This window comes from Frigidibacter sp. ROC022 (assembly GCF_024723735.1).
GTDB lineage: Bacteria > Pseudomonadota > Alphaproteobacteria > Rhodobacterales > Rhodobacteraceae > SLM-1.
This window is the reverse complement of sequence record NZ_JANQDU010000010.1, coordinates 22,761-33,795: the sequence shown is the minus strand read 5'-3', so window position 1 is coordinate 33,795 and position 11,035 is coordinate 22,761. Positions and strand designations below refer to the sequence as shown.

General features: G+C 59.6%; 9 protein-coding genes. 7 read left to right on the top strand and 2 right to left on the bottom strand.

Translation table 11 applies throughout. The features are described from left to right. The 4 genes from NUW50_RS21020 to NUW50_RS21005 form a co-directional block, all read left to right on the top strand. On the top strand, positions 1–296 hold a 296-nt coding region (locus tag NUW50_RS21020; RefSeq protein WP_258291152.1), incomplete at its 5' end, for a hypothetical protein. Between the two features lie 186 nt (positions 297–482). Further along, the gene (locus NUW50_RS21015) at positions 483–2,273 is read left to right on the top strand and encodes a type I secretion system permease/ATPase (RefSeq protein ID WP_258291151.1); all 1,791 of its coding nucleotides are present in this window, start codon (positions 483–485) and stop codon (positions 2,271–2,273) included. Continuing rightward, positions 2,270–3,577, top strand: coding sequence for an HlyD family type I secretion periplasmic adaptor subunit (locus NUW50_RS21010; RefSeq protein WP_258291150.1), 1,308 nt, complete (start codon positions 2,270–2,272; stop codon positions 3,575–3,577). The genes NUW50_RS21015 and NUW50_RS21010 overlap by 4 nt, the downstream gene beginning before the upstream one ends. A gap of 158 nt (positions 3,578–3,735) precedes the next feature. Further along, positions 3,736–5,133 (top strand): efflux transporter outer membrane subunit, encoded by a 1,398-nt coding sequence (locus NUW50_RS21005; RefSeq protein ID WP_258291149.1) that lies wholly within the window; start codon positions 3,736–3,738, stop codon positions 5,131–5,133. Between the two features lie 26 nt (positions 5,134–5,159). Here the strand turns inward: NUW50_RS21005 and NUW50_RS21000 are convergent, their stop codons facing one another. Continuing rightward, a complete protein-coding gene (locus NUW50_RS21000) occupies positions 5,160–5,846 on the bottom strand; it encodes a sugar transferase (protein WP_258291148.1) in 687 nt (228 codons plus the stop codon). Between the two features lie 175 nt (positions 5,847–6,021). Here NUW50_RS21000 and NUW50_RS20995 point away from each other — a divergent pair, with 175 nt between their 5' ends. The 3 genes from NUW50_RS20995 (at position 6,022) to NUW50_RS20985 (ending at position 9,750) form a co-directional block, all read left to right on the top strand. Then, complete coding sequence (locus NUW50_RS20995; RefSeq protein ID WP_258291147.1) at positions 6,022–7,026, top strand: glycosyltransferase; 1,005 nt, start codon at positions 6,022–6,024, stop codon at positions 7,024–7,026. A gap of 69 nt (positions 7,027–7,095) precedes the next feature. Next, complete coding sequence (locus tag NUW50_RS20990) at positions 7,096–8,049, top strand: glycosyltransferase family 2 protein (RefSeq protein WP_258291146.1); 954 nt, start codon at positions 7,096–7,098, stop codon at positions 8,047–8,049. Positions 8,050–8,292: 243 nt separating this feature from the next. Continuing rightward, on the top strand, positions 8,293–9,750 hold the full coding sequence (locus NUW50_RS20985; protein ID WP_258291145.1) for a mannose-1-phosphate guanylyltransferase/mannose-6-phosphate isomerase: 1,458 nt from the start codon (positions 8,293–8,295) through the stop codon (positions 9,748–9,750). Positions 9,751–9,948: 198 nt separating this feature from the next. Here NUW50_RS20985 and NUW50_RS20980 read toward each other — a convergent pair whose 3' ends face one another. Continuing rightward, positions 9,949–10,557, bottom strand: coding sequence for a VPLPA-CTERM sorting domain-containing protein (locus NUW50_RS20980; protein WP_258291144.1), 609 nt, complete (start codon positions 10,555–10,557; stop codon positions 9,949–9,951). Positions 10,558–11,035: the final 478 nt, after the last annotated feature.

The following is an 11,035-nucleotide window of genomic DNA, read 5'->3' as shown; positions in this document are numbered from 1 at the left end:
CCTCCGAGTTGGTCTCGCCACCCGTGCACTCGACATTTCTGGTTCTTAACCCGATCCTCGATAAAGCCGCCCCGAGCACATATAGCACATATGGATTGGGCGATGTCTCTCTCTACGTCGACGATCAACTGAGCGCCGCGCAACCCTCTTCAGGCGAAGGCAATGGCAGTACAGCGGCATCGTGGACAGATAGCGACATCTACAGCTTGCATGCCGCCGCCCTCGACGCCGGCATGACCTCGGAGGGGTCAGGCTTCGACGACGCCTTTGTCCATCACGACTACAACTTCTTCTGACACGCTTTGGACTCTGCCCGAGTCCGGGAACCCACACCATCAGAAGACAACATGATGTCACTGGTAAAGGCCCCCTGCGGGCCTTTATTGTTCCTTGACCATGACGGCATGGAATGGCCGACATCGGTGGACAGGTTCCATGCTACAATATAGCTAAGCAGACCACCCCGCCTAACCGAGAGCCCGATGCAAAACGCTCCAGGATCGACCGACAACCCCTATCGTGCAGCGGTCGGGGGCATGCGCCGCACATTCGTGATGGTCGGGCTGTTCAGCGCTGCATTGAATATCCTGATGCTGACCGGGCCGATCTACATGCTGCAGGTCTATGACCGGGTTCTGGCCTCCAGTTCAATTGCAACCCTGCAGGGGCTCTTCATCATCGTGGTGGTACTCTATGCCTTTCTTGGCCTCTACGAATTCCTGCGATCTCGTCTTCTATCGCGAGCGGCCTATCGTCTGGACGAGATGACCGGCGGGCCTGCCTTCGACCTCTGGCTGCGCTCGGGCATCGGCCGTGACGGGCCGGGAGAGAACCCCATCCGCGACCTCGAGATCGTGCGTGGGTTCATTGCCAGCCCGGCAATTTCCGGGCTGTTCGATGTGCCCTGGATCCCTTTCTTCCTGGCTATCGTCTTCTTCCTGCATCCTTGGCTCGGCTATCTCACCGTCGCCGGGGCACTGGTGATCATCATCGCAGCCGTGGTCAACAAGTCGGTAACCCAACGTCCGATCGCCGAGGCGATGGCGATGGAATCGGCGGAACGCAGCTTTGCCGAGAAGAGCCGGCGTAATGCCGAGGCGATGGCCGCCTTGGGCATGCAGTCCAGGCTGACCCGGCGCTGGCAAGAAATGCACCGCATGGCATTGGCTCGGATGCAGCAGGGTGGCGACCGCGGTGAAGGTTTCAGCGCCTTCTCGAAATCTTTCCGGCTGCTTCTGCAGTCAATGCTGCTGACGCTGGGCGCCTATCTGGCGATCCTGCAAGAGGTCACACCAGGCGCGATCATTGCCACTTCGATCATCGCAGGCCGGGCACTGGCGCCGGTTGATCAACTGATCGGACAATGGCGGATGATAGGTCGGGCCCGCGAAGCGCATCGCCGCCTCAAAGCCGCCTTCGACCAGCGCCCCAAAGCGCCGCGGCAGTTGTCGTTGCCCGTACCCTCTGGCAATCTCAAGGTGATCGGCCTGACCAAGCTGCTGCCGGGACAGTTACAGACCCCGGAACGGTCGCGGATCCTCGACAGAATCAGTTTCGAATTGTCACCGGGCGACGGGCTGGCTGTGATGGGCAACAGTGCCGCAGGCAAGTCGAGCCTGGCAAAGCTTCTTGTCGGTGCCTGGGTTGCCGATGCGGGCGAAATTCGTCTGGACGACGCACTTCTGAGCCAGTGGCAACCCGAACAGCTCGGCGGTCACATCGGCTATCTCCCGCAATCGGTCGAGATGCTGCCCGGAACCATCGCCGAGAACATCTCGCGTTTTGATATACAGGCCCGCGACCAAGACATTGTCGATGCAGCCAAGCTGGCCGGGGTGCACGAAATGATCTTGGCCCTGCCGGCAGGTTATTCCACAATCATCGGCGCTGCCACCCAGCCTTTGTCCGGCGGACAAACCCAACGGCTGGGGCTGGCGCGGGCGCTTTATGGCAACCCCAAGCTAGTTGTGTTGGACGAGCCCAACTCGAATCTCGACACCAAGGGCGATGAAGCGCTGGACTTGGCGGTACAAACGATGCGGGCCCGCGGAACCGTGGTCATCGTGATGGCACACCGGCCAAACGTCATCCGGTCAGTGAACAAGGTGCTGATCCTGCACAAGGGGCGCCTCGCCCATTTCGGAGATCAGCAAGAGACAATCCGGCTAGCGGTTAACTCGACTCCTGCTACCCAGCAGAAGGACTCGGATACTACAGCCACCGGGTCCCGGGCAAAGCGGCGCAGACTCAAGCGGCGGGAAGCGGCTGAATGACTGCCACTCCGCTGACACGCCCCAGTATCAGCCTTGCCATGCCGCTCCGGGTCGGAGCGGTGGGCAGCCTTTGCCTGATCGTACTGCTGGTGCTCTGGATGCATTTCACGATGATCGCCGGGGCCGTCATCAGCTCGGGTCAGGCGGTGGTCCATGGCAAGCCAAAGGTGGTTCAGAGTCTGGACGGCGGCGTGGTAGAAGAGGTCTTTGTGCACGATGGCGACGCAGTCAAAGCGGGCCAGACGTTGCTGCGCCTTGATCCGACCCTGTTGAAGATCAACCTCGACATCTACCGAAACCGTCTGGCCGAAGTCTACGCCCGCGAGGCCCGGCTACAGGCGGAATACCTGGGCCTCGAGAAGATCACCTTTCCCGCAGCGCCCAAACAGTTGGACGACGTGTCGACAGAACTGCAGAAGATCGGCCAGATCGAGATATTCGAAGCTCGACGCGAAGTACTGGCAGGAAAGCAGGAACAGCTCTCCGAACGTATCCTGCAATTCGAAAACCAGATCGATGGGATTGAAGGTAGGCTCGAATCGACTCGAAACCAGCTTGAATTTATCCAGAGCGAATTGGCCACCGTCCGGGGGCTGAAGAATAAAGGCTTGGCCCGCGAAAGCCAGGTACTGGAGTTGCAGCGATCCGAAGCTCAGCTTCTAGGCGACTTGGCCGAGCGCCAAGCAGACTTGGCACGGATCAAGAACTCGATCCGGGATACCGAGCTGGAAAGCGTGCAGACAGAGCGGGAATTCAAGGAGCAAGTCGTTACAGAGCTGCGCGAAGCCACTGCCACTTACCAAGAACTAATCCTGCAGATCGTTACCGTCGAGAAGCAGCTCGACCGGGTCGAAATCCTGGCGCCGGTAGACGGTGTGGTACACGAGATGCGGGTCTTCAATGCGGGAGGCGTAATCTCGCCGGATGGTGTCATCCTTGAAATCATTCCGGTGGCAGAGGGAGTAGACTTCGAGTTGCGCGTGGACCCCAAATCGATCGATCAGGTCTTCGTTGGACAGACCGCGCGGGTCGTGTTTCCCGCCTTCAACAGCCGTACCACGCCCGAAATCTTTGGTTCAGTCAAAACAATCTCTCCCACCAGTATCTCCGATCCGATGACAGGACAAAGCTACTACCGGATTGAACTAAGCGTCCCACCAGACCAACTGGCGCTCCTGGGTGAAGCCGAAGTGATCCCTGGCATGCCGATCGAAGCTTTCCTTCAGACCGGCGAACGGTCTGTCCTGAGTTACCTGACAAAACCTCTGATGGACCAGATAGGCCTCGCGTTCCGGGACGACTGACAAGGTTGGCCCTCCTGATGCCCTTGGGGCACAAGCTCGGGGGGAAATGCCCGTCTACACTTGCCAGAAAGCTGACGCCAAGGCACCGTCACCCCGATTGACTGTGTGACCTTGGCAAAGACCGGGGCCATAGTCGGCAGACGGCAGGCAAATTTCAGATGGTTGTATTCTCCACCTACAGCCGAGAACGGCTTGGTGCCGCCTTGGTTCTTATGACGATCACGGCCGGTTGTGCTCCCGAAACGGTTCACAGGGCACCCCAGTTTCCGTTCAAGGATCACTACGCCACCGGCGTCGGCAGCGCCCCGATCGTAGTCAGCAATACGGCTTGGTGGCGGGCACTGAATGAGCCCACACTGGATCGACTGATAGACGCGGCGCTTGTCGGCAGTCCCGATATCGCACTCGCCCGCGAGCGTATCACCGAGACCGAAGCGCTTGTCGCGGCAATCTCATCTCCGGCCTCGCTCGAGTCCGACCTCCAAGTCCGTCATGAATCAGATCTCGAGGGTAGCTCGGCGACCATTGGCCAAGCGTCACTCAGTTTCGACTGGTTGCTAGACCCCTGGGGCAGTCGTCGGGCACAGCGCAAGGGCGCCATGGCCCGCGTCGAAGCCGCTGACGCCGAGCTGGATGCGGCGAGGCTTCTTCTGATCCAGAACGTGGCCAATGCCTATATCGAGCTGCGCTATCAACAACGTCTCTACACTGTTCGTCGCCAAGAACTTACGGCAAGGCGACAGACACTTGGGCTCGTCCGCAGGCTATTCGACAGCGATTCCGCAACCCGTCTAGACGTGCTTGCGGCACAGGCCCGGCTGGCCGAAACCGAGGCCGTTTTGCCCGGCATCAAGGCGGCAATTCAGGTCCAGAAATACCGTATCGCTGTGCTGGTCGGACGCGCCCCGGGCGATCTGGGGATCGATCTTGACCGGGACGCGCATCAGCCGGTCGCGACTCTGGCGCCGAACATCGGCATCCCGGCCGACATGGTCCGCAACCGCCCCGATATCCGCATCGCCGACCGGCTGTATTATGCGGCCCTGTCAGACGTCGATCAGGCCCGCGCGGCACTTTACCCAAGCCTGTCCCTCACCGGGATGATCACGCTTTCGGCGATCGACGGCAGCGGTGCCGATGCCTATTTCGGGCCTGTCTTGTCCCTTCCCGCCTTGCCCGGCTCGCCCCGCAAGGCACGGGTGGCTGTGCAGGAATCTCGGGCCCAGCAGGCGATGCAGTCGTGGAAATCCACTGTTCTCGACGCGCTTCTTGAAGTCGAGACATCTCTAGTCAACTACATCGGCGCACATGGAGCAATAAGCGCCTCGCGCCGCAGCGTCGACCTGTATCGACAGACCGTGACATTGACCCGAGAATTGGTCACCGGAGACGGGGCAACCCTGCGCGACCTGGTGGATGCGGAAGTAGCGGTTTCCGACGCCGAACTGGCGCTAGCAGCCAATCTACGCCAACTGGCACTCGCCTATGTTTCACTCAATCTGGCACTCGGTAGTGGATCTCAATACGGTATCCAGACGGCATCCACCGGCGGCTGACAGTGTCCGCCGCCACGGGAGTGATCTCAGTACCCTGTGCCCCGTAAGACAACGCTGAGGGTCTTGACGAAGATTTTCAGGTCAGTACGAAATGACAGGTCAGTATAGTAACGGTTGTCGAACTCTGCCCGCCCCGCGAACGAGACGGCGTTCCGCTCCGAGACCTGCCAATATCCGGTGATTCCAGGGCGCAGACTGTAGTAGGCGCTGCCGGGATAGAGCGGCTTCTGCTCGACCATCATCGGCCGTGGGCCAACCAACGACATATCCCCTTTGAGCACGTTCCAGAGCTGGGGCAGTTCATCAAGAGAAGATTTCCGAAGGAACGCGCCAAACCAGGTGATCCGCGGGTCCTTCTTCAGTTTCTGAGTGGCTGCCCATTCACGCCGGGCATCGGCATTCTCGCTCAGATACTCTTCCAAGAGCTCCTCGGCACGCGGCACCATCGTGCGTATCTTCCACATGCTGAAGACCCGGCCTCCACGACCAACCCGTAGCTGGCGATAGAAAGGCGAGGCTCCGTCCAAGGCCACGATAAGTGCAATCAGCAGGACCAACGGAAGAACGACAGGTAGAGACAACACAACCAGAACGAAGTCCAGGCGGCGCTTGACAAATTTCTCGTAGACCCTGGATCTGCGGCGCCGGATCATCGGCACGGCAGACGGCAAAAATGTTTCCCCATCTAGTGGGACTTTCAGTTCAATACCCATGGCCCCCCCGGCAACGGTGTAAAAATGTATAGCTTCTAATCAAGAAATCTGTTGTTCACTTTAGCCTAAGGCATTCACAATTTGAAGCTTTTCATGAGTTGGGCGAACGGATTCATCCCAAGGGAGGCTTGGAAATCGGTCAGCTCACTCTAAGGTTGTTTTCTTGAGGTATCAGATGGCTACAGATGAGAATGACAGGCCGCGACCGCAGCTTGAGCACTCCGAAAACCCGCATGTTTCCGACGTGGTTTCAGAGCCATCGGCCTCCGACCCCCTGTCTGGCCTCACAGTCATCATTCCGCATCTGAATGGCCCAGAGGGATTGGCCCGCTGCCTCGCTGCTCTAGCGCGCGAGCGAGCCGAAGCAGCGCCAGATATGAAGGTCATCGTCGTCGATAACGGCTCGTCCGTCCTCCCGCACCGCGTCTGTGAGGCATATCCCTTTGTCCGCCTCATCGAAGAAACCGAGCCAGGCCCGGGACCAGCACGCAGCCATGGCGCGCGGCTGGCCCAGACCGGCATCATCGCATTCATCGATGCCGACTGTACTGTGCGTCCGGGCTGGGCGGCGGCGATGCTGGACCATTTACGTTCCCATCCGGAGACTTCGGTGGTCGGAGGTGATGTCTATATCGCAATGACAGACCCGGAACGGCCCACCGCCATCGAAGCTTACGAGAGTGTCTATGGCTACCGCATGCGGCAGTATGTCGAACGCCACAACTATACCGGAACCGGGAACATGGCGGTACGGCGAGAGGCTTTTGAAAAGGTCGGGGATTTCGCCGGTATCTCTGTTGCCGAAGACATGGACTGGGGCCGCCGCGCCACGGCGCTTGGCCTGAAGATTGATTTTGTGCCCGGCATGGACATCGAAACACCCGCCCGCGACAGTTTTGCGGAACTGGCTCGCAAGTGGGACCGGCATATTGCCCATGCCTTTGCGGTGCTTCAGGGCCCCAAAGGAAAAGTCCTCTGGGTCCTTCGTGCATTGGCACTTGCTGTATCCCCCCCTGTTGAAGCCATACGGATCCTGCGTACGGATCGGGTAACAGGCCTTCGTACGCGCGGGATGACTCTTCTGGTGCTCACGCGTCTCCGGCTCTACCGGGCACGGCGCATGCTGGGCATGCTGGTCGGCTCTGGCCAGTCCAGCAAGACCGCCTGGCGCGGAGACTGAGGACCCGCACGCTTCTCCCGACTGGACCCCTGAACGGCCGCAGAGTCGGTTTCGCAAGAAAGAGTACACATGACGACGCCTCCGGCCCTTTCAATCATCGTGGTCAGCTACAACACACGCGAGATGACGCTGGACTGCCTGCGTTCGATTGCCGCTGAAACCCGCACCCCACATGAGGTTATCCTTCTCGACAACGCATCTTCCGACGGATCCGCCGACGCAATTGCCGAGGCATTTCCGCAAGTCGTCCTGATCAGGGAGACGACAAACCATGGTTTTGCGCAAGGCAACAATCTTGCCATCAAGCGAGCGAGGGGGAACTACGTCTTGTTACTCAACCCCGACACCATCGTTCTTGACGGTGCAATCGACAAACTGATGGCGTTTGCAGAACGCACTCCAGAGGCTCGCATCTGGGGCGGACGCACGCTCTACGGAGACCGCAGTCTCAACCCCACCAGTTGCTGGCGTCGAATGACTCTATGGAGCCTGACGAGTCAGGTTCTGGGCCTGAGCAGCCTGTTTCGCCGCAACGCGTTCTTCAATCCCGAGGGTCTTGGAGGCTGGAAGCGTGATACCGAGCGGGAGGTGGATATCGTCACCGGGTGTTTCTTCCTGATACAGAAGTCCTTCTGGGACAGTCTGGGCGGCTTTGATCCAACTTATGTGATGTATGGGGAGGAAGCTGACCTTTGCCTTCGCGCACGCGCAGTCGGGGCGCGGCCCCGGATCACGCCGACTGCCGAAATTGTACATTACGCCGGCGCTTCCGAAACTGTCCGAGCCGACAAACTGGTTCGCCTGATCAAGGCGAAGACCACACTGATACGGCGACATTTCCCGGCCTGGCAGCGCCCTCTGGCCATGGCTCTACTCCGCTTCTGGCCCTGGAGCCGATGGCAGGCAGCACGTTTCAGGGCAATGCTGACAAATAGCACGGCACAAAAGGAGAAAACCGAGAGCTGGGCCCAAGTCTGGGCGCGGCGCAGCGAATGGCGGCAAGGCTATCCGAAGTTACCATGATCAGAACCTTGTTGTCAGATTCTGGCCCGGATCCCTCCCCGAACGAGACACGATTCTCGGCAAGAACCAATCCTCGGACGCATGCATGGTCATCATCGCAACTGATACAAGAACATCGGCTGGCGGAGCCGACATGGGGACAGGGATCATTTGCGCGATCATGGCGTCTGGAATCGCCCGCCCGGAGCACTCGGCGAACCGGCAAAAGCATGGTTTCGGCAATGGAAGTCCAGGAGATCACAGATGAGTACGCCCACCCCCGGACCCCGACAGCTATACCCCGTCCTGCTCTGTGGCGGCTCAGGCACTAGGCTATGGCCGCTCTCGCGTGCTGCTTTCCCCAAACAGTTCGCGAATATTGTCGGCGACGAGACATCGTTCCAGGCCTCAGCGCGTCGCCTGACCGGACCACTGTTTCATCCTCCGACAATAGTCACCGGCGCAGATTTCCGCTTCATCGTCACCGAACAGCTTCTGGCAGCGGGGATCGACCCCGGGGTGATCCTGCTCGAACCCGAGACTCGCGACACGGCGCCGGCGGTGCTGGCTGCCGCGCTGCATCTCGTTGCCGAGGACCCGGAGGCGGTGCTTCTGGTCGCACCCTCGGATCATGTTATCGCCGATATGGAAGGTTTTCAGGATGCCATCGTTGCGGGTCTCGATGCCGTGGCCCAGGGCCGACTGGTGACATTTGGCATCGCGCCGGACCGACCAGAGACCGGATACGGCTGGCTGGAACTGGACGGGCCCGCCCCGGACAACACTCCTGTGCCGCTCGCCCGTTACGTCGAAAAGCCCGACCGCGCGATGGCCGAGAGCATGCTGGCCTCAGGCCATTTTCTCTGGAATACGGGCATTTTCCTGTTCACGGCCCGTGATATCATAGCCGCGTACGAAGAACATCAGCCGAAGATGACTGAGCATGTCCGCCAGTCGATCGCGGCGACCCGGCCCGATCTGAACTTCCTGCGCCTCGCATCCGATGGCTGGACCAATGTCGAAACGATCTCGATCGATTATGCGGTGATGGAAAAGGCACAGAACCTTTCAGTTGTCGCCTATCATGGCAGTTGGTCCGACCTTGGTGACTGGCATTCGGTTGCGCATGAGATGCAGACTGACGCCCGCGGCGTCGCGCGCTCCGGCCCGGCAACAGCAATCGATTGCGACAACACGCTTCTCCGCGCTGAAAGTTCGGGCCAGCGACTCGTGGGCTTCGGCCTGGAGAATATCATTGCGATCGCCATGCCGGACGCCGTGTTGGTCGCCGACAGCCGTCGAGCACAGGATGTCAAGTTGGTGGTATCTAGGTTGCGCGACAAGGACGTGCGGCAAGCCGACACCTTCCTTCGCGATCACCGTCCCTGGGGCTGGTTCGAGACACTGGCTTTGGCCGACCGTTTCCAGGTCAAGCGCATCGTCGTTCATCCCGGTGCGGCACTGAGCCTGCAAAGCCATCACCACAGGTCCGAGCACTGGATCGTGGTCTCCGGCACCGCAAAGGTTACGGTGGACGATCAGGTGAAGCTCCTGACCGAGAATGAGTCCGTCTATATCCCTCTGGGCGCCGTGCACCGGATGGAGAACCCCGGCAAGGTTCCGATGGTGCTGATCGAGGTGCAGACCGGCACCTATCTCGGCGAAGACGACATCATCCGTTACGAGGACGTCTATTCCCGCGGTCAGGGCGCCAAGGGCTGAACTATACCCACCAGAGCTCTTACTGTCTGGGGCCGCCAATAATGCCTGAACCGCCCCGCGCATGGGGCAGGGGCGCCGCTTCCGCCATCAATCACCCCAAGGCATCGATTGATAGAGGTGTGCTGTCTGATCTCCACTGGCTCGACAAAGAAAGGGCGGGGAAATCCCCGCCCTCCTTTATTCTCGTTCAGTTGAAGCTCAGGCGGCTTTCTTCGCCTTGCGACGCTTCAGGGCACCCAGGCCACCGAGCGCGCCGATCAGCAACAAGCCGCCGGCCGGCAGCGGAACGGCTGCAAGCGTGAACGTTGCGCCCGAAGAGGCGCTCGTTCCCAAACCACCTTCCAGCACGTCGTGAAGTTCATAGGTCAGAACGTGGTTATTGGCGAAAGTGACGCTTCCGCTATCGTTAATCCAGTCCACTCCCCCAGCAGAGAGAGTGCCCAAGAAGGTGACGAAGCCCGCAACACCCGAGTTCGGAGTTCCACTGGCGGCAGATGGCGTCAAGAACTCAAGCACCACACTGACAGTGTACGCGCCACCACCGGTGGCCCACTTATTGGTGACTGCAATCGACCAATCGAACAGGTCGTCGAAGTCAAACGTATCGCCGACATTGCTCAGGGAGAACGAACCGCCCGTGACCGCGCCGTCCAGGGTGCAGTCACCCGGAAAACAGAAATCGCCACCGGAGACAGTGACGTCACCTGCGGCAACGGTGTACATGGTCGTTGCGGACGCGGTCTGAACCGCTCCACCCGTCATAGCAACAGCCAGCCCTGCTGCAGCAAACCATCCCTTGATATTCATTTTCGCCCCTCTCAAAAAAACTGCCGTACTTCATGCCCAACGGCACCATCACTGCAAGCATGGCCACCAAAGGTGGCGAACCGCTGCCTACACTCTCCAAAACTTTACTATACAGCGGCACCGCTGGGCAAGGTTTTGCCACAATCCGAACCGCTTTCCGCCGCCTTTGTCATGAATACACCTTATGCGTGTGCCTGGTTGCGCCACAATCAACCATCCTCATCGGTCGGGACTCAGGCCTGCAGTCGCACTGTCCCTCATGGGTACGCAATCTGCATCTCTCATCAGGATTGACCCGCTTCTGTAATCAATCTGCGGATGACGCCCGATTCGCCCTGTTTCGCGTGTAGGCTCAAGAGTAGTCGCGACGTTGTCCGCTACCTGAGTTTCCTTAGTTCATCCGTGAACGCCTCGGTGGGTGTTCTCCAGCCGAGGCACTTTCTGGGCGTAGCGTTCAGGCGCTCACGCAGATCCAGCT